The sequence below is a fragment of the Pseudarthrobacter sp. J1738 genome, assembly GCF_050490315.1.
Classification (GTDB): Bacteria; Actinomycetota; Actinomycetes; order Actinomycetales; family Micrococcaceae; genus JBNPEO01.
This window is the reverse complement of record NZ_JBNPEO010000011.1, coordinates 1-23,888: the sequence shown is the minus strand read 5'-3', so window position 1 is coordinate 23,888 and position 23,888 is coordinate 1. Positions and strand designations below refer to the sequence as shown.

The 23,888-nt window shown below is 56.8% G+C and carries 23 protein-coding genes; 19 read left to right on the top strand and 4 right to left on the bottom strand.

The genetic code is table 11. The annotated features are described in order from the left end of the window. Positions 1–67: 67 nt before the first annotated feature. From ftsZ to dnaE, 9 genes are all read left to right on the top strand, one after another. Complete coding sequence (gene ftsZ, locus ACQR35_RS12455) at positions 68–1,324, top strand: cell division protein FtsZ (protein ID WP_430268547.1); 1,257 nt, start codon at positions 68–70, stop codon at positions 1,322–1,324. 122 nt (positions 1,325–1,446) lie between these two features. Continuing rightward, positions 1,447–2,136 (top strand): polyphenol oxidase family protein, encoded by a 690-nt coding sequence (locus ACQR35_RS12450; protein ID WP_430268548.1) that lies wholly within the window; start codon positions 1,447–1,449, stop codon positions 2,134–2,136. After that, positions 2,129–2,890 carry a YggS family pyridoxal phosphate-dependent enzyme gene (locus tag ACQR35_RS12445; RefSeq protein ID WP_430268549.1) on the top strand — a complete coding sequence of 254 codons (762 nt, stop codon included), beginning with the start codon at positions 2,129–2,131 and terminating at the stop codon, positions 2,888–2,890. Before ACQR35_RS12450 ends, ACQR35_RS12445 begins: the two co-directional genes overlap by 8 nt. A gap of 87 nt (positions 2,891–2,977) precedes the next feature. Next, positions 2,978–3,502 (top strand): cell division protein SepF, encoded by a 525-nt coding sequence (locus ACQR35_RS12440; protein WP_430268550.1) that lies wholly within the window; start codon positions 2,978–2,980, stop codon positions 3,500–3,502. Positions 3,503–3,550: 48 nt separating this feature from the next. Beyond that, entirely contained in the window at positions 3,551–3,838 is a 288-nt protein-coding gene (locus ACQR35_RS12435) for a YggT family protein (RefSeq protein WP_430270222.1), read from the top strand. 174 nt (positions 3,839–4,012) lie between these two features. Beyond that, positions 4,013–4,738, top strand: a complete 726-nt coding sequence (locus tag ACQR35_RS12430; protein WP_430268552.1) for a DivIVA domain-containing protein — start codon at positions 4,013–4,015, stop codon at positions 4,736–4,738. 134 nt (positions 4,739–4,872) lie between these two features. Beyond that, a complete protein-coding gene (gene lspA / locus ACQR35_RS12425) occupies positions 4,873–5,448 on the top strand; it encodes a signal peptidase II (protein ID WP_430268553.1) in 576 nt (191 codons plus the stop codon). 2 nt (positions 5,449–5,450) lie between these two features. After that, positions 5,451–6,377: an RluA family pseudouridine synthase gene (locus ACQR35_RS12420; protein WP_430268554.1), complete on the top strand. Its 927-nt coding sequence runs from the start codon at positions 5,451–5,453 to the stop codon at positions 6,375–6,377. A 9-nt stretch (positions 6,378–6,386) separates the two neighbouring features. Further along, positions 6,387–9,944 carry a DNA polymerase III subunit alpha gene (gene dnaE / locus ACQR35_RS12415; protein WP_430268555.1) on the top strand — a complete coding sequence of 1,186 codons (3,558 nt, stop codon included), beginning with the start codon at positions 6,387–6,389 and terminating at the stop codon, positions 9,942–9,944. Here the strand turns inward: dnaE and ACQR35_RS12410 are convergent. Continuing rightward, positions 9,941–10,441 (bottom strand): flavin reductase family protein, encoded by a 501-nt coding sequence (locus ACQR35_RS12410; RefSeq protein WP_430268556.1) that lies wholly within the window; start codon positions 10,439–10,441, stop codon positions 9,941–9,943. The genes dnaE and ACQR35_RS12410 overlap by 4 nt on opposite strands. A gap of 128 nt (positions 10,442–10,569) precedes the next feature. Here ACQR35_RS12410 and ACQR35_RS12405 point away from each other — a divergent pair, with 128 nt between their 5' ends. From ACQR35_RS12405 to nrdR, 3 genes are all read left to right on the top strand, one after another. Then, positions 10,570–11,121, top strand: coding sequence for a hypothetical protein (locus ACQR35_RS12405; protein WP_430270221.1), 552 nt, complete (start codon positions 10,570–10,572; stop codon positions 11,119–11,121). A 98-nt stretch (positions 11,122–11,219) separates the two neighbouring features. Continuing rightward, the gene (gene hisD, locus ACQR35_RS12400; protein ID WP_430270251.1) at positions 11,220–12,545 is read left to right on the top strand and encodes a histidinol dehydrogenase; all 1,326 of its coding nucleotides are present in this window, start codon (positions 11,220–11,222) and stop codon (positions 12,543–12,545) included. Between the two features lie 131 nt (positions 12,546–12,676). Then, on the top strand, positions 12,677–13,168 hold the full coding sequence (gene nrdR, locus ACQR35_RS12395; protein WP_430270220.1) for a transcriptional regulator NrdR: 492 nt from the start codon (positions 12,677–12,679) through the stop codon (positions 13,166–13,168). Positions 13,169–13,226: 58 nt separating this feature from the next. On the opposite strand, the gene ppgK is transcribed toward nrdR, so the two are convergent. Then, positions 13,227–14,030, bottom strand: a complete 804-nt coding sequence (ppgK, locus tag ACQR35_RS12390) for a polyphosphate--glucose phosphotransferase (protein WP_430270219.1) — start codon at positions 14,028–14,030, stop codon at positions 13,227–13,229. Between the two features lie 59 nt (positions 14,031–14,089). Continuing rightward, positions 14,090–14,968 carry a type I methionyl aminopeptidase gene (map, locus tag ACQR35_RS12385; RefSeq protein WP_430268560.1) on the bottom strand — a complete coding sequence of 293 codons (879 nt, stop codon included), beginning with the start codon at positions 14,966–14,968 and terminating at the stop codon, positions 14,090–14,092. Positions 14,969–15,018: 50 nt separating this feature from the next. Here map and ACQR35_RS12380 point away from each other — a divergent pair, with 50 nt between their 5' ends. Beyond that, positions 15,019–15,183 carry an SPOR domain-containing protein gene (locus ACQR35_RS12380; RefSeq protein WP_430268561.1) on the top strand — a complete coding sequence of 55 codons (165 nt, stop codon included), beginning with the start codon at positions 15,019–15,021 and terminating at the stop codon, positions 15,181–15,183. Between the two features lie 4 nt (positions 15,184–15,187). Here ACQR35_RS12380 and panB read toward each other — a convergent pair whose 3' ends face one another. After that, positions 15,188–16,102 carry a 3-methyl-2-oxobutanoate hydroxymethyltransferase gene (gene panB, locus ACQR35_RS12375; RefSeq protein WP_430268562.1) on the bottom strand — a complete coding sequence of 305 codons (915 nt, stop codon included), beginning with the start codon at positions 16,100–16,102 and terminating at the stop codon, positions 15,188–15,190. 189 nt (positions 16,103–16,291) lie between these two features. Between panB and glnA the strand changes: the two genes are divergently transcribed. The 6 genes from glnA to ACQR35_RS12345 all read left to right on the top strand — a co-directional run bounded on the left by glnA (position 16,292) and on the right by ACQR35_RS12345 (position 23,764). After that, a complete protein-coding gene (glnA, locus tag ACQR35_RS12370; protein ID WP_430268563.1) occupies positions 16,292–17,632 on the top strand; it encodes a type I glutamate--ammonia ligase in 1,341 nt (446 codons plus the stop codon). A 9-nt stretch (positions 17,633–17,641) separates the two neighbouring features. Further along, a complete protein-coding gene (locus ACQR35_RS12365; RefSeq protein WP_430268564.1) occupies positions 17,642–20,653 on the top strand; it encodes a bifunctional [glutamine synthetase] adenylyltransferase/[glutamine synthetase]-adenylyl-L-tyrosine phosphorylase in 3,012 nt (1,003 codons plus the stop codon). 59 nt (positions 20,654–20,712) lie between these two features. After that, a complete protein-coding gene (locus ACQR35_RS12360; protein WP_430270218.1) occupies positions 20,713–22,230 on the top strand; it encodes an amino acid ABC transporter substrate-binding protein/permease in 1,518 nt (505 codons plus the stop codon). After that, the gene (locus tag ACQR35_RS12355; RefSeq protein ID WP_430268566.1) at positions 22,227–22,994 is read left to right on the top strand and encodes an amino acid ABC transporter ATP-binding protein; all 768 of its coding nucleotides are present in this window, start codon (positions 22,227–22,229) and stop codon (positions 22,992–22,994) included. Before ACQR35_RS12360 ends, ACQR35_RS12355 begins: the two co-directional genes overlap by 4 nt. Before the next feature lie 3 nt (positions 22,995–22,997). After that, positions 22,998–23,537, top strand: a complete 540-nt coding sequence (locus tag ACQR35_RS12350) for a GNAT family N-acetyltransferase (RefSeq protein WP_430270217.1) — start codon at positions 22,998–23,000, stop codon at positions 23,535–23,537. 83 nt (positions 23,538–23,620) lie between these two features. Further along, a complete protein-coding gene (locus ACQR35_RS12345) occupies positions 23,621–23,764 on the top strand; it encodes a DUF4158 domain-containing protein (RefSeq protein WP_430270216.1) in 144 nt (47 codons plus the stop codon). Positions 23,765–23,888 lie beyond the last annotated feature (124 nt).

Genomic DNA, 23,888 nt, shown 5'->3' with positions numbered 1-23,888 from the left:
TAAGGTTTATAGCTTCAAGCTTTGCATAAGATTTTTCTCAGTTAGACACGAACAAGGGACACGTAACGTGGCAGCACCGCAGAATTACTTGGCCGTCATCAAGGTCGTCGGCATCGGCGGCGGTGGCGTGAACGCAGTCAACCGCATGATCGACGTTGGTCTTCGCGGGGTGGAGTTCATTGCCATCAACACGGACGCTCAGGCGCTGTTGATGTCCGATGCTGACGTCAAACTCGACGTTGGACGCGAACTCACCCGAGGCCTGGGCGCGGGCGCCAACCCAGATGTTGGACGTCAGGCAGCCGAGGACCACCAGGATGAGATCGAGGAAGTTCTGCGCGGTGCGGACATGGTCTTCGTGACTGCCGGTGAAGGTGGCGGAACCGGTACCGGTGGTGCTCCCGTCGTCGCCCGTATTGCTCGCTCGCTCGGTGCACTGACCATTGGTGTTGTGACTCGCCCGTTCACCTTCGAAGGACGCCGACGCGCCACCTCGGCTGAGAACGGCATCGACGCTTTGCGTGACGAGGTGGACACACTCATTGTCATCCCGAACGACCGCTTGCTCTCGATCAGCGACCGCAACGTTTCCGTTCTGGACGCCTTCCGCTCTGCGGACCAGGTACTCCTTTCCGGTGTTCAGGGCATCACCGACCTCATCACCACTCCGGGTCTGATCAACCTTGACTTCGCAGATGTTAAGTCTGTGATGCAGGGTGCAGGATCGGCTTTGATGGGTATTGGTTCGGCACGAGGTGAAGACCGCGCAGTCAAGGCGGCTGAACTGGCAATCGCCTCGCCGTTGCTCGAAGCTTCCATCGACGGTGCACACGGTGTGCTGCTCTCGATCCAGGGTGGCTCAGACTTGGGTCTCTTTGAGATCAACGAGGCTGCTCGCCTGGTTCAGGAAGTGGCCCACCCGGAAGCCAACATCATCTTCGGTGCGGTTATTGATGACGCGCTGGGCGACGAAGCGCGCGTTACGGTGATTGCTGCTGGGTTCGACGACGTAAAGGCCACCTCGCCGTCCATGGAACAGCCGCCCGCCGCTCAGCAGCGCCCCGCAGCCCCGCAGGCCCCTGCTTCAGCTCCGCAGCATTCAGCACCGCAGCAGGGCTCCTACCAGTCCGGTGGATACCAGCAGTCTTCGGCACCTCAGCAGGCAGCTCCCGTTGCCTCGGCTGGATTGGGTGCTTGGGGTCAGCAGCGTCCCGCAGCGGTTCCTTCCGACAGCGGATTCGACGCTGACCTGCCCGCCGTTGTGGAACCGGATCTTTCCGGTAGCCACTCGGATGACCTAGATGTTCCGGACTTCTTGAAGTAACGGTCTGTCTTCAAACTCAACAGTTTTTCTAGAACAGTTGGTTCTAGAGATTTTGTGGCGAACAGCCCGGCGGCCACACGGCTGCCGGGCTGTTTTCTGTAACGGCAAAGGTGGTAGCTTCCATGTTTTGGTGGCGAGGCGAAGTAGAACCCGGAATACACGTGGCTTTTACAAGCACTGATGCCGGGAACCTAGCTCTACACGTCAATGACGATCCAGACGCAGTACATCAACGGCGAGCTACCTTGGCGACCGCGGCCGGGATTCCTGCTTTTCAGTACATGAGCCAAGTCCACGGCAACGATGTTGCGATGATTGAGCGCGCGGGGCAAGCGCCAACAGCTGATGCCATGATTTCGCGAGGAACTCCGCTGGCTGTGATGGTGGCGGATTGTGTTCCCGTGGTGTTCTTCGCGCGGGACAGCAATGCGGCACCCATTTTTGCAGTGGCTCATGCCGGCAGGCCGGGCGTGGTAGCCAACGTGATCGGTAAAACCGTTGACGAATTGCGAGCAGCTGGCGCCACGGCCATCAGCGCTTGGATGGGACCATCCGTCTGTGGCGAGTGCTACGAGGTTCCCACCTCAATGCGTGAAGACGTGAGCGCGCTCGAACCAGCCGCATGGCAAGAAACCAGCTGGGGGACCCCGGCCCTAGATCTCCCCGCAGCCGCAGCCGCACAATTGGAACGCGCGGGTGTAGAAATCAAATACCGCGGCGAATGCACCCTCGAAAATCAGGGGTTGTACTCGCACCGGCGAGATCAACGATCAGGCCGGTTCGCCGGACTCATTTGGAGTACGCATGAATGACTCACAGTCGATTGATTCACTGGATAACACTCACGAGCCAGACCAACGAAGTGTGGAGCTTCGCGGCAACCTCACGGCGGTCCAGAAGCGCATCAGTGCAGCGGCGGCAGCTGCCGGGCGCGAAGACGGCGCTTGCGAACTTGTTGTTGTGACCAAGTTTCACACGACTCAAGACATTCGCAGACTCGCTGCAATGGGTGTCCAGGACGTGGGTGAAAGCCGGGACCAAGAGGCCGCGCCGAAGAGCCAGGAACTCGGCGAATTGGCGTTGAAGTGGCACTTCGTGGGCCAAATCCAAACCAACAAGGCAAAGTCCGTGGCGCGCTACGCCCATGCTGTGCACTCGGTAGACCGTCTCTCTTTGGTGACAGCGCTCTCTAAAGGCGTCGTGGCCGAACAAGAACAAAATAACCGTCCGGATCTTCAGTGCTTTATCCAGCTCAATCTGGACCCGTCCGCCGAAGCCGGCAGGGGAGGAGCCAGCCCCGAGCAGCTCTTAGAGTTGGGTGCGGCAGTAGATGCCGCCGTCGGACTTGAACTCTATGGTGTGATGGCGGTGGCGCCACTGGGAAGCGATCCGGACGCAGCCTTTGCGCAGCTCGCGGAACATTCACGTGAACTTAGGCAACAATTCCCTCATGCACGCTACATTTCGGCGGGAATGAGCGGAGATCTAGAACATGCCATTCGTTACGGCGCGACACACCTAAGGATAGGTTCGGATGTTCTGGGACCGCGTCCGCCCATACGGTAGCGTCATGATTGTTGGGATCAGTGGGCCGGAATCCAACCTCGAAGAAACTTCTAGGGCGGCCCAGAACAGACACGATTGGAGTCGACCATGGCTGGCGCGCTGCGCAAGACAATGATCTATCTTGGGCTCGCTGATGGCGACGAACACTACGAGGCTGAGACCCACCAGATCGCACCGAAGACCGAGGACCACTCCGTGGACTATGACCGTGAAGAAGTGCGCTCGAGTGCACCCGTGCGTGAATCAGCCCCCGTTGCTGTTGACACCGAATACCGGGCCCCGGTAACCCCTATTAAACGAGCAGCTGCTGCCCGCGAAGAAAGCACTGGATTGCGTCAGATCACCACAATTCACCCCCGTTCATACAACGATGCCAAAGTCATCGGTGAAAGCTTCCGGGACGGCATTCCGGTCATTATGAATGTCACCGACATGGGTGAAGCCGATGCCAAGCGTCTGGTTGATTTCTCCGCCGGTTTGGTCTTTGGTCTGCACGGTAGCATTGAGCGCGTGACGAGCAAGGTATTTTTGCTCTCGCCCTCCTACGTTGAAGTTCTTGGCGATGACAAGAAGTCCAGCGAAAACCAGGCAAGCTTTTTCAACCAGAGCTAGCGTTCGCGGTAGTAAACCGTCGCAGCCATCGAGGAACGAGATTCATCCGTGGGGATCATTTTTGCCCTGATTTACGTGGCATTGCTGCTGTTTTTTGTAGCTTTGATCATCCGGCTCGTCATCGAATGGACGCAAATGTTCGCGCGTCAATGGCGTCCGCGCGGGGTGGCGTTGATCACAGCGAGTGCGGTCTATACCGTCACTGATCCGGTGGTAAAGCTCTTGCGTCGTTGGATTCCACCGTTGCGATTGGGCGGAATTTCCCTTGATCTCAGCATCATTGTTCTTTTTATTGCGACGAGCGTACTGATGGGTGTTTTCAGCGGCCTCGCATAAAATTACTGAAGTAAACGAGAATGCGGCGCACGAAGTCGAATTCTCGTCTAGTGTTCCCTGTGGAACTATTTTCCCGTGCATGGGCACGGGATTACAGTTACGAGTCCATAATTAGGTACCGTAGTTTCATCGGCCGGAAGGCCTACTGACTAACTAGACCAACGAGGTGACCAGATGGCTTTGACGCCAGAAGACGTTGTCAACAAGCGCTTTCAGCCGACCAAGTTCCGCGAGGGCTATGACCAGGATGAAGTTGATGACTTCCTGGACGAGATCGTCGTCGAACTCCGCCGCTTGACGCAGGAAAACGAAGACCTTCGCAAGAAGCTCTCCGAGACCTCCGGCTCCGCCCCCGCCGCGGCAACGACTGCCGCTCCGGTGGTTGAGAAGATTCCCGAGGCAAAGCCTGCAGTTCCGGCCGCCAAGGTTGAAGCCGCTAAGGAAGAGACCAAGGCGCCTGCAGACGCTAAGGAAGCTGCACCTGTTGCCGCTCCTGAGGCTGACAAGCCCGTTCAGGCTGCTGCCCCGGTCGCAGCACCGGCGGCTGCTGCTGCTCCCAACTCTGTTTCAGCAGAGTCCGCAGCAGGCCTTTTGGCCATGGCACAGCAGATGCACGACAAGCACGTTGCAGACGGCGCCTCACAGCGTGACAAGATCATCGCAGAGGCTCAGATCGAAGCCAGCAGCCTGGTCAACGACGCACAGGAGAAGTCACGCAAGACTCTCGGTGCTCTTGAGCAGCAGCGCTCCGTGCTGGAGCGCAAGGTCGAGCAGTTGCGCGGCTTTGAGCGTGACTACCGTAGCCGTCTGAAGTCCTACATCGAAGGCCAGTTGCGCGATCTCGAATCCCGCGGTTCGGTTGCTTCCCCGGACACTTCGGACAGCAACGCTGACGCCTAAGAAGTATTCTTAAAAGCCGGTGGCTGAGGACTCCTCGGTCACCGGCTTTTTCCATTAACAATCAGCGGATCCGGACCAGCGTGCCTACGATCTAACGAACGCCAGTATCAACGCACATTGCGCAGAAAAGAAACATGAGCACCGAGCCACATATGGATAACGTCCACGCCAGCCCAGCTGCCAAGCGACCTCGCCGAGCGCTGCTTATGTCACTTTTTGCCGGGATGGCGATTTTTGCTTACGCCTTCGACCAGCTCACGAAGTTGTGGGTGACTTCCACCATGGTTGAAGGTGAACGGACTCCGGTGCTGCCGCCTCTGCTGCATTGGTATTACATTCGAAATTCCGGTGCGGCTTTTTCAATCGGCGAGAACGTAACCTGGATTTTTACGATCGTGATGGCAGTGGTTTGCATTGCCATCCTTACTCAGGTGCGCCGTATTGGGTCGCGATGGTGGGCGGTGGCCCTAGGCCTTCTTTTAGGCGGAGCCCTAGGGAATCTCACTGACCGGCTGTTCCGGGACCCTAGCTTTGGAATGGGTCACGTGGTGGACTTCATTCAGTTGCCCAACTTTGCCATCTTCAACATTGCAGACTCCGCAGTGGTGTCCTCTGTGGTCATCATTTGTTTGCTGACGCTGCGTGGTATCAGTATCGATGGCAAAACGCCGGCGGCAGCTTCCCCTTCAGAACCAGAATCTGAGGCGTAACGGTGGCTCAAATATTTACGGTTCCCGAGGAACTAAACGGCGTTAGGGCCGACGCCGGACTGGCAGCGTTAATGGGCATCTCTCGTTCTGCTGCAGCTACTTTGCTCTCAGAAGGCAACGTCACCGGTGGGGCAGCGACGCTCAGCAAATCGGCAAAGTTCCGTGCTGGGGACAATATCAGCGTCATCACCCCGGAGCGGCGCGATCCGCTTGCAGTTGTGGAGGAGAAAGTGGAAGGCCTAAAGATTCTTGCCGATGACGAGGACTTTGTGGTCATCGACAAACCAGTGGGCGTGGCAGCTCACCCCTCGCCGGGCTGGGTTGGTCCCACGGTGGTGGGAGGCCTAGCTGGCGCGGGCTACCGCATCTCTACCTCTGGTGCCCCCGAACGAGCCGGCATTGTCCACCGCCTTGATGTCGGCACCTCCGGTTTGATGGTGGTGGCCAAAACTGAGATGGCCTACACGGCTCTCAAGCGTGCCTTTAAGGAACGCACTGTTGACAAGGTCTATCACGCAGTAGTTCAAGGCCTTCCGGACCCGCTTAAGGGAACCATTGACGCCCCCATTGGCCGTCATCCTGGCCATGACTGGCGGTTCGCCGTGATCGAGGATGGCCGCCCCTCAGTGACCCATTACGAGGTACTGGAGGCCTTCGGCAAAGCGAGCCTAGTGGAAGTTCACCTCGAGACCGGGCGTACCCACCAAATCCGTGTGCACTTTTCCGCTTTGCGTCATCCCTGCGCAGGGGACCTCACCTACGGCGCCGACCCGAAACTCGCCGCTCGGCTGGGGCTCACACGCCAGTGGTTGCACGCCCGGGAATTGAGTTTCGATCACCCGCGCACGGGGGAGCGATTCACCGTATCAAGCAACTATCCGCAGGACTTGCAGCACGCCTTGGATCTGCTCGCTGAAGGCAGCGCCTAGAATAGCTGGGTGACTTCCAGCAATGACTCGTTTGTTCATCTCCACAACCACACCGAGTACTCCATGTTGGACGGTGCCGCGCGATTGTCGGAGTTGTTCGACGAGACCGAGCGCCTTGGAATGCCGGCCCTGGCAACCACCGATCACGGGTATCTCTTTGGAGCCTACGACTTTTGGAAGCGGGCTACGGACAAAGGCATCCGGCCCATCATTGGTGTTGAAGCGTACGTAACCCCCGGCACAGCGCGCACTGACAAGGGGCGCGTGCGCTGGGGTGAAGAGAACCAGCGCCGCGACGACGTCTCTGGTGGTGGTGCGTACACCCACATGACGTTGCTCAGCTACAACAACACCGGTATGCGCAACCTGTTCCGGGCATCTTCCATTGCGTCGCTGGATTCTGTTTTCGGTAAGTGGCCACGGCTGGACCGCGAATTGCTCAGCACCTACTCCGAAGGCCTCATCGCCACCACTGGATGCCCTTCAGGCGAGGTCCAAACACGGTTGCGCTTGGGGCAATACCGGGAAGCTCTAGAGGCCGCTGCAGAGTTTCAAGACATCTTTGGCAAAGAGAACTATTTCTGTGAGCTGATGGACCACGGTCTGGACATTGAACGCCGTGTGACGGGAGATCTGCTCAAACTCGCTAAGGAACTAGACATACCTTTGGTGGCCACCAATGACCTCCACTACACACACGAGCATGATGCTAAGGCCCACGAGGCTTTGCTGGCGATCCAATCTGGTTCCACTCTGCTTGAACCTACGTATGACAATGGTGGATCCCGCTTCGCTTTCAGTGGCAGCGGCTATTACTTGAAGTCTCCACGCGAAATGCGGGAGCTGTTCCGGGACCACCCGGACGCGTGCGACAACACCTTGCTTATTGCCGAGCGGTGTGAAGTCTCGTTTAACACCAACGCCAACTACATGCCCAAGTTCCCGTGCCCGCCAGGTGAGGACGAAACCTCATGGCTGGTCAAAGAGGTGGACAAGGGGCTCGCCTATCGGTACCCAGACGGTGTCTCCGAGGCGGTGCGAAAGCAGGCCGACTACGAGCTAGACGTTATTACCAAAATGGGCTTTCCGGGTTACTTCCTGGTGGTGGCCGACTTCATTAACTGGTCTAAGGAAAACGGTATTCGTGTAGGTCCGGGCCGTGGTTCAGGTGCCGGTTCCATGGTGGCTTACGCCCTGCGTATTACCGATCTAGACCCGCTGCGTCATGGCCTAATCTTTGAGCGCTTTTTGAACCCGGAGCGCGTGTCCATGCCTGACTTTGACGTGGACTTCGATGATCGTCGTCGTTCAGAAGTAATTGACTACGTCACCAAAAAATATGGTGATGAGCGTGTCGCAATGATCGTTACGTACGGAACCATCAAGACCAAACAGGCACTCAAGGACTCCTCACGTGTTCTGGGTTACCCCTTCAGCATGGGTGAGCAGCTCACCAAAGCCTTGCCGCCTGCAGTGATGGCCAAGGACATCCCGCTGGGCGACATCCAGAATCCAGAGTCCAAGCGTTATGGCGAGGCGGGAGAGTTCCGCGAACTCGTAGCCAATGATCCGGAAGCTGCCAAGGTCTTTGAAACGGCTCTAGGCATTGAGGGCCTGAAACGCCAGTGGGGTGTGCACGCCGCCGGTGTGATTATGTCCTCGGACCCCATCATCGACGTAGTGCCGATCATGCGCCGTTTCCAAGACGGCCAGGTCATCACCCAGTTTGATTACCCCACCAGTGAGGGCCTCGGCCTGATCAAGATGGACTTCTTGGGTCTTCGGAACCTGACGATCATTTCCGATGCCCTAGAGAACATCAAAGCCAACCGCGGCATTGAGCTGGACCTGGAACGGCTCAACATTGATGATGCCGAGGCGTACAAGCTATTGGCCCGTGGTGACACATTGGGCGTGTTCCAGCTCGATGGCGGGCCAATGCGTTCGCTATTGAAGCTGATGCGCCCCGACAACTTCGAAGATATTTCTGCTGTTATTGCGTTGTACCGTCCTGGGCCCATGGGTGCCAACTCGCACAACAACTACGCCTTGCGCAAAAACGGGCTCCAAGAGGTCACTCCGATCCACCCGCAGCTTGAAGAGCCACTGGCGGAGATTTTGGGCACCACATATGGCCTGATTGTCTACCAAGAGCAGGTTATGGCCATTGCTCAAAAGGTTGCAGGCTTCACCCTTGGGCAAGCAGATATTTTGCGCCGCGCCATGGGTAAAAAGAAGAAGTCAGAGCTGGACAAACAGTACGAGGGCTTCCACGGAGGCATGATCGCTAACGGCTTCTCTGAGGCCGCTATCAAGTCGCTGTGGGACATCCTGCTCCCGTTCTCCGACTACGCCTTTAACAAAGCTCACTCTGCCGCCTACGGGCTGGTGTCTTACTGGACGGCTTACCTCAAGGCACACTTTGCGCCGGAATACATGGCAGCGCTGCTCACCTCTGTGGGCGATGACAAAGATAAGTCAGCCATGTACTTGAACGAGTGCCGGCGTATGGGCATCACTGTGTTGCCGCCGGACGTCAACGATTCGTCCTTGAACTTCACCCCTGTAGGCGAAGATATCCGTTTTGGGATGGGTGCAATTCGTAACGTGGGCGCCAACGCGGTGGATGCCATTGTCTCCACTCGCGAAGAGAAAGAGCCGTACCAAAACTTCAAGGACTTTTTGATGAAGGTCCCGGCTGTGGTGTGTAACAAGCGCACCATTGAATCCCTGATCAAGGCTGGAGCCTTTGATTCATTGGGTCACAAACGCCGCCCGCTGGCCATGATTCACGAAGAAGCGATTGATGCAGTCATTACGCTCAAACGCAACGAAGCTATTGGGCAGTTTGATCTCTTTGCCGGGATCGAGGACCAAGAATCTGAGTCCTCATTGACCACCGAAATCCCGGACTTGCCCGAGTGGGAGAAAAAAGACAAGCTCGCGTTTGAACGGGACATGCTGGGGCTTTACGTCTCGGATCACCCCTTGCAGGGCCTTGAAGGAATTCTTACCCAGCATTCAGAGCACAGCGTTGCCTCGCTTTTGAGCGAGGATGGACCGCACGACGGCGCCATTGTCACCATTGCCGGGATGATCACCTCACTCAGCCGCAGAATCGCTAAGGCTAGCGGTAACGCCTATGCCCGCGCTGAGGTTGAGGACTTGGGCGCCTCCATTGAGGTGATGTTCTTTGGCCAGGTCTACGGGCCAATTGCATCGGTACTGGCTGAGGACCTCATTGTGGTGATTAAGGGCCGCCTGCAGCGCCGGGATGACGGTGCAATCACGCTGAACTGTATGGAGCTTTCCGTCCCGGATCTGAGCGAGGGATTGAATGGTCCGGTGGTGATTTCTATGCCCACGCACAAGGCCACCGAGGCTGTTGTTACGGAGCTGGGCGACGTTCTTCGAAACCACCCCGGTACCAGCGAGGTTCAGCTTCGGCTCAGTGGTACCCGGATGGTGGAGGTGATGAAGCTTGGTGCACATTTGCGTGTTGAACCTTCCCCATCTCTTTTTGGGGATCTCAAAGTTCTTTTGGGGCCAGCCTGCTTGGACGCCTAGATCTCGTAGTCCAAAGGGGTGGGTTGAGAGTATTTTCCGCCGTGATACAACAGCGGAGTCCCGGCCTGCCCCACTGTTCCACCAACAACCTCGACAACAATCACTGCGTTGTTCTCAAAGGACAAGCGGGTTTGGATTTTTCCGATCAGCCACCCGGAGACGTCTTTGAGCACCGGCACATTGTGTGGCCCAAGCTCCCAATGATCACCGCCGAAGCGATCCTTGGTGCGTGCAAACCTGTCAGCCAATGCTTGATTGTCCAGGCCCAGCATGTGCAATCCGATGTAGTCAGAGTTGGCCACGGCCGGCCACGAGCTTGAGGTCCGAGCCATGTTGAAGGTGAAGCGTGGTGGTTTTGCGGAGAGCGATGCTACCGATGTTGCAGTGAACCCGTAAGGGAGATCCTGATGCATTGCCGTGATGATGGCCACCCCAGCGGCATGGCGGCGAAACATTTCCTTAAACGTTTCTTCGAAGGCTGGTTCTTCGGCAGTCATGGTGGTCCTACTCCTAGGTTCGTGCAGCCATACGGTCTGCTTTCACTGAACGCTTTCACAGTAATGCCGAGGGCAAGAAAGCAAGAGTTTTTGTTGCCTAGGGTGAAGTTGTTGTTAATGTTTACTTCATGAGTCAACAGCCCGGATGGAGCCCCGAGAACACGCAGACTACTTCCCGATGGGCGGCGCGCAAGCTGGCTGGCAACTCACCTATAGGGGAGCAACGTTCGACGACGGTACTTGCCAAGAGCGTGGCCCTCACCTCGGTTTTGGGCTTGCCGGCTGCCGTGTTGTGGTGGCTTTTGGCCCCGGGCGGCCGCATACTGGGCGACGCGGCGGATCCCATGCAGTGGTTCCCGAGAGACCTTGTTTTTGGGGCGGTGGGTGTAGGTGCGGGCATTATTGTGGCTCTAGTTGTGTTTTTCAGGACCCCAGGACGGGCCTCTTCGCCGCTTTTCTTGGCGTTGATTGTTGGCGCTTGTTTGGCTTCGCTGATCGCGTGGCAGCTAGGCCAGTTGCTGGGTTATTTTTGGGTTCCGCTGACGAGTGCACCTGCCGGCTCAGGGGTGAACTTCACACTGCGCTCGTGGGCGTTGTTGACCGCGTGGCCGGGTGCACTAGCGGTGATGCTCTGTGGTATGTCCTTGGTGAGCCTAGTACGCCGAGCGCCGGTGAGCTAGAAGAATCCAGCTAAAATGGTGCGGTGACTACACAGCCCTTCAAAGCGACCGATGCCAACCCTGCACAGGGCACCCCGGAATCTAACGTGGTGCTACGAATGCTGGATCTGAGGGGGAAGACTCTCTCCACTGCTGAGCTCAAGGCAGCCCTACCGCGGACCCACGGCAACGATTCTTCCTCGGCGGAAGAGATTGTCCGGGACGTTATCGCTTCAGTTCAGCGTGATGGTCTCGGCGCTCTGCGAGGATACGCCCAAACCTTTGATGGAGTTGAACAATGTCACCCGCGCATTCCGGTTGAGGAACTCAACCGTGCACTGGAAAATCTTGACCCCGCTGTCCGGTCAGCCTTGGAAGAGTCCATTCGCCGGGCAACTCTGGTGTCGGACGAGCAGCGGCCAGAAGACAGCAGCGTCCGGCTGGACAATGGCGCTGTGGTGTCTAATCGCTGGATTCCTGTTCGCCGTGTGGGTCTGTATGTGCCAGGTGGCCTGGCTGTTTACCCGTCGTCAGTCATTATGAACGTGGTCCCGGCGCTTGCCGCCGGGGTAGAGTCGATCGCTTTGGCATCGCCACCTCAGAAAGATCACAATGGTCTTCCGCACCCAACCATTTTGGCGGCTGCGCAACTCTTGGGTATTACCGAGGTGTATGCGATTGGCGGCGCGCAGGCTATCGCCACTTTTGCGTACGGTGTGCCCGGCGATGATTCTGGGGATGGGATTGAACCGGTGAACGTTATTACCGGCCCGGGAAACATTTTTGTTGCCACTGCCAAACGGCTGGTGAAGGGGGCCGTGGGGATTGATTCTGAGGCCGGGCCCACTGAGATTGCGATCTTGGCTGATTCAACCGCAACCCCAGCGTTTGTTGCGGCAGATTTGGTCAGTCAGGCAGAACACGATCCCAAAGCAGCGGCTGTTCTGATTACTGACTCGCCTTTGTTGGCGCAAGCAGTCTCTGAGGAACTTCGCGCTCAAGTGGCTGCCACCACTCACCGGGAACGTGTAGTTATTGCCCTGAACGGGGTTCAATCCGGAGTGGTCTTAGTGGATTCCATCGAGCAAGGCATTGCTGTGTGCAACGCTTACGCCGCAGAGCACTTGGAGATTATGACAGCGGACGCACCACACGTTGCCACTCGAATTGTCAACGCTGGGGCCATCTTTGTGGGGGAGTACAGCCCTGTCAGCCTGGGTGATTACTGCGCCGGTTCCAACCACGTTTTGCCAACTAGCGGCACGGCGGCGTTTTCCTCGGGATTGAATGTCACAACGTTTATGCGTTCGGTTCAATTGATTAATTACGAACGCTCCTCGCTTCAGACCGTTAGCGAGCACATTGTGAATTTGTCGCGCGCTGAGAACCTGCCAGCCCATGGCGATGCGGTGGCCATTCGCTTCACTGACCTGCAGCCTTCGTAACCACTACATGTAGTAATAACATCCTTGTAATTTGACCACATGTAGTCGTAGACTGGGTCGGAATCACGATCTAGCTGCTAGTTTTCCTGCAGTCGAACCCACGAGGAATCGCATGATGAGGGGAGCCCCGGATGTATTGTCCTTACTGCCGTAACCCCGATTCTCGAGTGGTGGACAGCCGTATTGCCGATGACGGCTCAGCGATCCGCAGGCGCCGGCAATGCCCTGAATGTGGACGGCGCTTCAGCACGGTGGAAACCACCAGCCTGTCAGTGATCAAACGCTCAGGCGTGGGCGAACCCTTTAGTCGCATCAAGGTCATCAACGGTGTCCGCAAGGCTTGCCAAGGCCGGCCGGTGACTGAAGATGATCTGGCTATGCTGGCGCAGGAAGTTGAAGAAAACATTCGTGCTAGTGGTGCTGCTGAGATCGAAGCGCATGAGGTAGGCCTGGAGATCCTTGGGCCGCTGCAGAAACTCGACGAAGTGGCCTACTTGCGCTTCGCGAGTGTGTATCAAGCTTTTGATTCGCTCGAGGACTTCGAAAAAGCCATCGCAAAATTGCGGCGGGAAGCTGTGCCATCATCAGCAACTTCCAGCGCTGCTGCTCAGAAAATCGAGTAACTCTAGACTCCGGTGGTGGCCGCGGAGGGGAAGCCGCCGCCACCACCGGCACCAAAATCTACTTGGTTAGTTTGTGCTGCAAAGCAATCTGAAGTGCTGCGCCCACAATGCCTGCCTCATTCTTCAGCTCGGCAGGGACAATCTTGGTGCGCAACTTCATGTGCGGCAAGTACTCGTCAGCGCGCTTGGAAATGCCGCCACCCACAATAAAGAGTTCAGGGGAGAACAAGAACTCAACGTGGGAGAAGTAGCGCTGCAACAGAACACTGTATTCTTCCCAGCTCAGCCCGTCGCGTTCGCGAGCCACAGCGGAAGCCTTGGACTCGGCGTCGTGCCCGTCGATTTCCAAGTGTCCCAACTCAGCGTTCGGAACTAAGCGACCGTTGAAAATAAAGGCCGAACCAATACCGGTGCCCAAAGTGATCACCAAAACCGTGCCATCTACGCCTTTGCCCGCGCCATAGCGAGCCTCCGCGATTCCGGCCGCATCGGCGTCGTTCACTACCTCGACTGGACGTCCCAAATGTTCGGTGAAGAGGGCATCAATGTCGGTGCCAATCCAGGACTTATCCACGTTGGCAGCAGACCAGCACACACCGTGCTGAATGATACCCGGGAATGTCACGCCCACTGGGGTGTCTTTGGCCGGCGCACCTTTGCGAGAAGACAACTCTTCAACAATCTGAGCAACAACCTCAGCAACAGCTTCAGGGGTGGCAGGCTGAGGAGTGGGGATGCGGAAACGTTCGCCCACCAACTCGCCGTCCTTCAGGTTGACGATGCCACCCTTGATTCCGGTACCTCCGATGTCGATACCGATCACCTGGGCGTGGTTCTTGCTCTTCTCGTCCTTCTTAGACACGTCAGTTCCTTCTCTGCAGGCGGACTTCGCCATGGGCAAACGGTGTGCGATGGTGCGGATTAGGGGAGCGTAAGAACTTCCGCGCCATCCTGGGTAACAACAAGGGTGTGCTCAAACTGTGCGGTACGTTTGCGATCCTTGGTAAGGACTGTCCAATCATCGGACCACATGTCCCACTGGATGGTACCCAGGGTCAGCATCGGCTCAATAGTAAACGTCATTCCCGGTTCCATCACAGTGTTGTAGGCGGGCGCTGCGTCATAATGAGGAATGATCAGGCCGCTGTGGAACGCTTCGCCCACACCATGGCCGGTGAAATCGCGGACCACTCCGTAACCAAAACGCTTTGCATAAGATTCGATCGCCCGGCCGATCACGTTGATCTCCCGGCCAGGAGCCACCGCTTTGATGGCACGGTTGAGGGACTCTTGAGTCCGTTCCACAAGCAATCTGGATTCTTCATCAACGTCGCCTACCAAGAAGGTGTAATTGGTGTCGCCGTGCACGCCGCCAATGAAAGCTGTGATGTCGATATTGATGATGTCGCCATCCTGGAGCACCGTGGTGTCAGGGATGCCGTGGCAGATCACCTCGTTGACAGAAGTGCACACAGATTTCGGGAACCCGCGGTAGCCCAGAGTGGAGGGGTAGGCCTGGTGATCGAGTAGGAACTCGTGGCCCACGCGGTCCAGTGAATCGGTGGTGACGCCGGGCTTGATCGCTTCCCCCACGGCAACAATTGCCTGGGCCGCGATCTTGGACGCAATTCGAATTTTTTCGATGGTCTCTGCGGATTTAATCTCAGAACCGGTGAACGGCGCAGGACTAGATTTGCCAACATATTCCGGGCGCGCAATGGACCCAGGGACGGGCAGTATGGGCGCAACTTGCCCTTTGCTGAGCGTGCCGATAGGTGCAAAGGAAGTCAGAGAAGGCATAGATTGAGTCTAGCGGGCAGAACCGCAGTAACCGATCGATTGGAGTAGTCATGGCCGAGTTTTGGTACAACGTGAACACCCACGAAGTGGAAGAAGACGCACAATCCGATTGGTCCCAGTTGATTGGGCCCTACGGTACTCGGGCAGAAGCCGAGCACGCCCTTGAAAAAGTGAAGGCCCGCAATGAAGCGTGGGACAAGGGCGACGAAGAGTAGTTCCCTAGAAAGAATGCTCGGGGCCAGGGAAGCTGCCGTCACGAACTTCGGTGTTAAAGCTTCGCGCGGCCTCGAGCATTGTATCGCGGAGATGTGCGTACTGCTTCACAAACTTCGCCATTTTGCCTGAGCGAAGTCCCATGGCATCCTGCCAGACTAGAACTTGTCCGGTGGTGGAAGAACCGGCACCAATTCCCACGGTTGGAACGCGGAGGGCTTGATCTACCTTCGCGGCAGTATCCGCCGGCACCATTTCCATCAGTACGGCAAAAGCACCGGCATCTTGTAGGGCAAGGGCGTCGTCAATGAGCCGTTGTGCGTCGTCCCCGCGGCCCTGAACCCGGTATCCGCCCAAGGCGTGCTCGCTTTGGGGAGTGAAGCCGATGTGAGCCATCACGGGAATGCCAGCTTGCACCATGGCGCGCACGGTGTCGGCGTAGTAGGCGCCACCCTCCATCTTTACAGCGTGGGCAAGACCTTCCTTCATAAAGCGAACTCCGGTGCCGATGGCTTGGGCAGGAGAAGCTTCATAGCTACCGAAGGGCAAATCAGCGAGGATCAATGCGCTTTTAGCGGAGCGAGCAACGGCACGGCTGAGCGGCAAAAGCTCATCAACGGTGACCGGTAGGCTCGATTGGTTACCGTAGACGTTGTTGGACGCCGAATCGCCAATCAGCAAAATATCGATCCCGGCTTCGTCAAAGATCTCAGCAGAATATTGCTCATATGCGGTCAGCATGGAAAACCGTGTGCCCTGGTCTTTAGCCTGCTGCAAGTGATGGATTCGCACTCGGGGGCGTTGTGTAGGTGCGATCGATGAAGTGACAGCAGGCGCCACCGCGGACGCTGCAGGGCCTGTGCCGTACGGGGCGTTTACTTCAGTGGGCGCTGGGGCAAGGGGGCTTTCGCTGGGGACCATAGGTAGAGCTTATTGCGATAGTTGCCGTACTTGCCACTGAGTCTGTGACGCGGCGCAAGTATCCGGCGCGTCTCAAACAATGACTTGGGCTGCACGTAGGGGCCCAATGATTAGTAGAGTGAGTCAGAAGTTGCTGCCATCCCATCACGGGAGACCGGCACCGAAACCGAGTGGGAGATGAGGCCGCACATGGACCGTCAGCAGGAATTCGTTCTTCGCACTATTGAAGAGCGCGACGTGCGTTTTGTGCGTCTGTGGTTTACGGACGTTGTGGGTTCACTGAAATCAGTGGCCCTTGCACCTGCCGAAGTTGAAGGCGCTTTTGAAGAAGGCCTAGGTTTTGACGGTTCCTCAATTGAGGGATTGGCTCGAATTTACGAGTCGGACTTGCTGGCACAGCCAGATCCGGCCACATTCCAGATTTTGCCGTGGCGCGGCGACACCGAGCAGACCTCCCGTATGTTCTGCGACATTCTGACGCCCGACGGCGAACCCTCCAACGCTGATCCGCGCACTGTTCTCAAGCGAACCTTGGCCAAAGCCGCGGACATGGGATTCACCTGTTACACCCACCCGGAGATTGAGTTCTACCTTTTGAAGTCTCAAGAGCCTGGCCCGGACGGTGCACCAGTGCCGGTGGATGAGGGCGGCTATTTTGATCACGTCCCCGGAGGCGTGGCACAAGACTTCCGCCGTACGGCAGTGACCATGCTCGAATCCGTGGGCATCTCGGTGGAGTTCAGCCACCACGAGGCTGGCCCGGGCCAGAACGAAATCGACCTGCGCTACGCCGATGCGCTCCAGACTGCGGACAACATTATGACGTTCCGCACGGTCATCAAGGAAGTAGCGCTTCAACAGGGTAGCTATGCCACGTTTATGCCAAAGCCGTTTACTAATCACCCCGGCTCCGGTATGCACACCCACTTCTCCTTGTTTGAGGGTGATACCAACGCGTTCTATGAAGCCGGATCCGAATTCCAGCTCTCCAAAACGGCGCGCCACTTTATAGCTGGTGTCCTACGCTATGCGCCAGAGTTCACAGCTGTAACCAACCAATTCGTAAACTCGTACAAGCGATTGTGGGGCGGCGGGGAGGCCCCGAGCTACCTGAGCTGGGGTCACAACAACCGCTCTGCGTTGGTGCGTGTTCCGTTGTACAAACCGGGTAAGGGGCAGTCTGCCCGGATTGAATACCGTGGAATCGATTCCGCTGCTAACCCGTACCTTGCGTATGCAGTGCTGTTGGGCGCAGGGCTCAAAGGCATTGAAAACGAGATGGAACTCCCGGCTGCAGCTGAAGACGACGTGTGGTCCTTGTCCACTGCTGAGCGCCGCGCACTAGGACACGACCCCTTGCCCTCGAGCCTGCATGACGCCTTCCGCCAGATGGAGGAATCAGAGTTTATGGCTGAGATCCTGGGGGAGCAGGTGTTCGAGAACTTCCTGCGGAACAAGCGCGCGGAATGGCAGGACTACCGGCTTCAAGTCACTCCTTACGAGCTGAGCCGCAATTTGGGAATCCTCTAAGTTTTGGCCATGAGCGTTGCCCGCCAGTTGATCACAGCCGGATTCAGTGATCTAGACAAGGGCACAAGATTTCTGGGCGCACCGGAACTTGACGGAATTAGCCAAGACTGGCTATTTGAGGCCTTGGCGCAATCAGCGAACCCGGATACGGCTTTGCAATCGCTGGTGCGTTTGATCGAACGTCATCCGGCCCTTGCCAAGAAATTATCCCAAGAGGGCAAAGATTTTGAGGCGATGTTCCGTCTTCTAGGTGCTTCGGAAGCCCTAGGAGAGTTTTTGATCCGGCATCCGGAACATCTGGATGTTTTGGACGTTCGGACCAGCCCGGAGCCTCAGGCAATCAGCCCGGGGGTTGCCCGAAGTGAGCTTTTGCGTTCCGTCAAGGCAAACCCCAAGGACCTTGCACCCGTCGCGGCGTTGACGGGGCAAGAGGCCTACACTGCGCTGAGGATCCGTTACCGGCGGCTTTTGACCGAACTGGCAATCAGGGATCTCTGCGCCGCCTCGCCGGCGGACTACCTTCCGGTAGTTGCCGCTGAGCTGGCTGACCTCGCTGGCGCCGCAATAGATGCGGCCTTGGCCGTTTCTCGCGCCGAGGCGCAACAAAAGTTCGACGCCGATCAGGTCGCCGCCGTCGAATTTTCAGTGATCGGTATGGGCAAATGTGGCGCGCGGGAACTGAACTATGTTTCCGACGTCGACGTTATTTATGTCGTTGATGCCCCCGGTGTTGATTCAGCAAGCGCCAACAGCGTGGGCACGGCTCTTGCTTCAGGAATATCACGGGCCATTTCAGGTAACGCTCGCGAGCCTGGGCTGTGGGAAGTGGACCCGAATCTGCGGCCTGAGGGCAAAGACGGTCCACTGGTTCGCACCCTTGAATCTCACGTGGAGTATTACAAACGCTGGGCTGAGAGTTGGGAATTCCAAGCTCTACTTAAGGCTCGGTGTATTGCGGGAAGCCAGGCACTAGGCCAGCGTTACGAAGAGGCTATGGCTCCCTTTGTGTGGAACGCGGCAACTCGAGACGGCTTTGTTGAATCTGCCCAAGCGATGCGACGGCGGGTCACTGACAACATCCCGGCGCACGAGGAAGAACGCCAAATCAAACTGGGTGCCGGGGGACTACGCGATGTTGAATTCACTGTTCAACTTTTGCAATTAGTGCACGGAAAAGTCGATGAAACTCTGCGCTGCAGGGACACCACTTCGGCCATCGCAGCCCTCTCTGCCGGCGGCTATATTGGCCGCGCAGATGCTGCTGAGTTTGACGCTGCGTACCGTTTTTTGAGGCTTTTGGAACACCGCATACAGCTTTTTGGGCTGCGGCGCACTCACTTGATGCCCACGAGCGAACCCGCGCTTCGCGCTTTGGCGCGATCCGTGCAGGGCGCTATTCACACCGAACGCGCTACACCGGAAGCACTCAACGCTAAATGGGTTAAAACCAAACGTGCTGTCCGCGAAATGCACGAGCGGATTTTCTACCGTCCGCTCTTGAACACGGCAGCGTCCTTGAGTTCCGACGAAGCACGGTTGAGTCCGGAAGCTGCACAGGCACGTCTGGCCGCGCTGGGTTACAACAATCCGCTGGGGGCTATGCAACACATCACTGCTCTCACCACCGGTGTGAGCCGGCGTGCCGCGTTGCAGCGGCAATTGTTGCCAGTTTTGCTGAATTGGCTCGCCGAGGGCATTGATCCCGACGCCGGATTGCTCGCCTTTCGCAGGATTAGCGAAGAACTAGGCACCACACATTGGTATCTCGGCTTGCTTCGGGACTCTAAAGCTGCAGCGGAACGTTTGTGCCACGTGCTTTCCAATTCTCGGCTGATCGCCGACTTACTGGAAGTCTCGCCCGAGTCGGTGGCCTGGCTGGGTTCAGATAAAGAACTGGTTCCGTTGAGCTTTGAAGCCCAATGGCAAGAGATTCAATCCAAAATGTCGCGGCATACCGATGCTGAAAGCGCCATGCGCCAAGTCCGGATGATCCGGCGCCGGGAAACTCTCCGAATCGCTATTGCCAATGCCGCAGAATTGATCGATCACAGCACGGTAGCCAAAGCGCTCTCAGACGCCGACCGGGCCGCTGTGCTTGGTGCCCTCCACGTTGCTGAACGCACAGCCACCGAGTCACAGCCTTTGATGACGGATGTATTAGTGGTGGCTATGGGGCGCCAAGGCGGCCGCGAGATCGGCTACGGATCTGATGCTGACGTATTGTTTGTTCACCGCGCTCGGCCAGGCTTTAGTGACGATGAGGCTCAAAGCCAAGCGAAGGCGATTGTCTCTAATGTCAACGCCTATCTGACTCAACCGCTCAAGCCCGCCATCCGAGCCGAACGCGCCTTGCTCATGGATGCGGACTTGCGTCCCGAGGGTAAAAACGGGCCAATGGTCCGCAGCATTGATTCTTACCGCGCGTACTACCAGCGGTGGTCACTGATTTGGGAAGCCCAAGCGCTGCTACGGGCACGCCCCATGGCAGGCAATGACGAGCTTGCTGAGGAGTTTCTTGAACTCATCAGGCCTATCCGCTATCCAGCAACGCTGCAAGATCAAGAAATTCGTGAAATCCGCCGCGTTAAAGCACGCGTTGAGGCAGAGCGTCTGCCCCGTGGCGCAGACCCAGCACGGCACGTGAAATTAGGCAGGGGCGGGCTCAGTGATGTTGAGTGGCTGGTGCAATTGCTGCAGCTCCAACATGCGCACACCATCACGGAACTTCAGACCACTTCAACGTTGGACGCTCTCGAAGCGGCCGCCGCCGCCGGGCTTGTCCAACGCGAAGACGCCGAGCTTTTGCGCGCTGCGTGGGAACTGGCCAGCCAGGTGCGTTCGGCAAACGTCATCTGGTCAGGAAAAGCCTCGGACGTCCTGCCCACTGCTCGCCGTGATCTAGAAGCAGTCTCGCGATGGTGCGGCTACACGGCTGGCCATGCAGCAGATTTTGAAGAGGACTACTTGCGCCTGACCCGACGGTCACGCGCGGCATTTGAGAGATTGTTCTACGGTCACTAATCCCGATCCAGGACTGATTGCCGGTAGTCTCTTTGGATATTGCGTCGTATTACTTTGCGATGCCAAGACCTATTGAGGGGTTGTTTATTTTGCAAACAGTTCAGCGGTCCGGTGGAATCATCCGCCGAACCTTCGTGCTGATCGGTGCGGCTCTGGCAGCGGCAGCGATGGTTGTTGGTGTCGCGGCGCCAGCTGCTTTGGCGGCCGATCATGGTAACCAGCCAGTCGCGGTATCGGGTAAAAAGTTCGTTATTGGCACCGACACCACGTTTGCGCCATTTGAGTTTCGCGACGACAGCGGCGAACTGACAGGTATTGACATGGACCTCATCCGGTCCATTGCCAAGAGCCAAGGCTTCGAAGTAGAAGTCAAGTCCTTGGGCTTTAGCGCGGCCCTCCAAGCGTTGTCCTCGAATCAGGTGGACGGTGTTATTGCCGGTATGTCGATTACCGACGAGCGCAAGAAAGTTTACGATTTCTCCGATCCTTACTTTGAGTCCGGCGTTCAGATGGCTGTGGCCAAGTCGAACAACGACATCAAGAGCTACGAAGACCTGCGTGGGAAAACCGTAACCGCTAAGACTGGTAGCGAAGGCGAGACCTTTGCTAACTCCATCAAGGCGAAATACGGATTCACTGTTAAAGCACTCGACCAGTCCGCCACAATGTATGAATTGGTGAAGTCCGGCAACGCTGTTGCAGTCTTTGATGACTACCCAGTTCTGGCTTATGGCATTAGCCAGAACAACGGCCTGAAGTCCGTCACGGACAAGGAAAAGGGCGGCTCTTACGGCTTCGCGGTCAACAAGGGCCAAAACCCCGAGCTGCTCGCCGCCTTTAACACGGGCCTTGCGGAGATGAAAGCTAACGGCGAGTACAACAAGACCCTAGACAAATACCTCAAGGATCCTGCGGCCGCAGCCCCCAGCACCTTCTGGGACTTGGTGGTCAAGAGCTTCCCCAGTCTGCTTAAGGGTCTTGGCAATACGGTACTGGTAACCATCTATTCCTTTATCGTGGCCATGATAATTGGTCTGGTGATGGGCTTTATGAAGATTTCCCGCAACATCGTGCTGCGCGGCATTGCCACCACCTTCGTTAACATCTTCCGTGGCACACCATTGCTGGTTTGGGCATTCTTCTTCTACTTTGGTATCCCGCAGCTCACCGGAAAGCCGATAGACATCTGGGTAGCCGCCGTACTGACCTTGAGCTTGAACTCGGGTGCTTACATCACTGAGATTGTCCGTGGTGCTATTCAGACAGTTGACCCGGGCCAGCTCGAGGCCAGCCGAAGCCTAGGTATGGGCTACGGCAAGTCCATGCAAAAGGTTGTTGTGCCACAGGCCTTTAAGATCATGACTCCTTCATTGATCAACCAGTTGATCATTATGCTCAAGGACTCGTCATTGCTTTTGGCCATTGGCTTCGCGGAACTGCTCTACCAAGGTCAGCAGATCTACGCAGGCAACTTCCGTATTACCGAGACGCTGCTAATTGTTGCCGCAATGTACTTTGTGGTCATTATGCTGCTCACCAAACTCGCTAACTTCGTTGATAAGAGGTTCAACAAATGAGCACCACCGTTGAGCAGGAGACTGCCGCGAAAGAGTCGATGAAAATCACAGTTAAGGGTCTACGGAAGTCCTTTGGCACCAACGAGGTTCTCAAGGGAATCGACGCGAGCGTTGCTGAAGGCGAGGTGGTATGCGTTATTGGCCCCTCAGGCTCAGGCAAGTCCACCTTTTTGCGCTGCTTGAACAAGCTAGAAGAAATTACTGCTGGCCAGGTGAATGTTGATGGCTTTGACCTGACAGATCCAAAGTGTGACATCAACGAGGTCCGCCGGCATATTGGGATGGTGTTCCAGCACTTTAACCTCTTCCCTCACATGAGCGTGATTGAAAACATCATGCTGGCGCCGGTAGAGCTAAAAAAGCAGACCCGGCAAGAGGCCCAGGCGAACGCTACGAGGCTCCTGGATCGCGTGGGACTCTCCGAGAAGGCACATGCCCGCCCAGCTTCGCTTTCCGGCGGTCAGAAGCAGCGTGTGGCTATTGCACGAGCTCTGGCGATGAGCCCGGACATTATGCTCTTTGACGAAGCCACCTCGGCTTTGGACCCCGAAATGGTGGGGGAGGTTCTGCAAGTTATTAAGGACCTCGCAAAAGAGGGCATGACCATGGTGCTAGTAACTCACGAAATGGGTTTCGCGCGCGAAGTCGCAGACCGTGTGTTGTTTATGGCTGATGGTTACGTGTGTGAGTCAGGGACTCCCGAACAACTCTTTGGTAACCCTCAAGAACAGCGCACTAAAGACTTCCTGTCTAAAGTGCTCTAAAGAGTGCAAAACGCTGAGGCAATAGTGTGGCTTGTTCCCCTCAAGGATTTGAGTGCGGACGCGCTTGCTATCAAACTTGGCGACATTGCTGAACTGGCCGTTGAGCCCGATCAAAATGACTTTGTGAGAGACGCTCTCAAAATGTCTTTGATCGGGCTCGAGGTCATTTCTCGCTTCCCCTTCGCGATTGAAGCCAATGGTGAAGTAGTAGGCGTACTGACGCTTCAATACGGAGCAGCCACCCTAGCTGGGTGGCCTGATGATGAATCTGTGTGGCTTTTGCGTGGGCTTCTGATCGACAAACGATTCCAAGGACAAGGTCTTGGCACCAAGGCCGCGGAAGCTGCTGTGCTGGCCGCCAGGCGCCTAAACGTTAGGCACCAAAGCAAGCAGTCCGGCGTCGTACTTTCCGTCAACGAACGTAACGTACCGGGGCTCCGTGCCTACCGCAAAGCTGGCTATGGTGACCACGGTCAATACCTTGGCGGTGCCAGCGGGCCCCAGAGGACAATGTTCCGCAGCTTTGACGCTGAGCCGCACTAGATTCCAACACTGGGTCTGAGTAGTAGTGGAACAGGATTGCGTGTTTAGCCCTCTGCTACGTGGCTGTCGGTAGTCTGTAGGTTGTGCCAGTTGCATTCTTGAGTGATGCGCAGGCCGCCGCGTTCGGGCGGTTCGTGGGAGAACCTTCGCAGAACCATCTGGAGCGGTTCTTCTATCTCGACGACACCGATCAGCAGTTGGTCCGAAGGCGAAGGGGTGAGCACTGAGGTGTACTACTGATCTGAGACAGTCTTTGAAAGGATTGTTCTCATGTCTTCTCGACCCACCTATTCTGATGAGTTCAAGGCTGATGCTGTTGCGTTGGCTAGTTCCTCTGGCCGGCCATTAGCT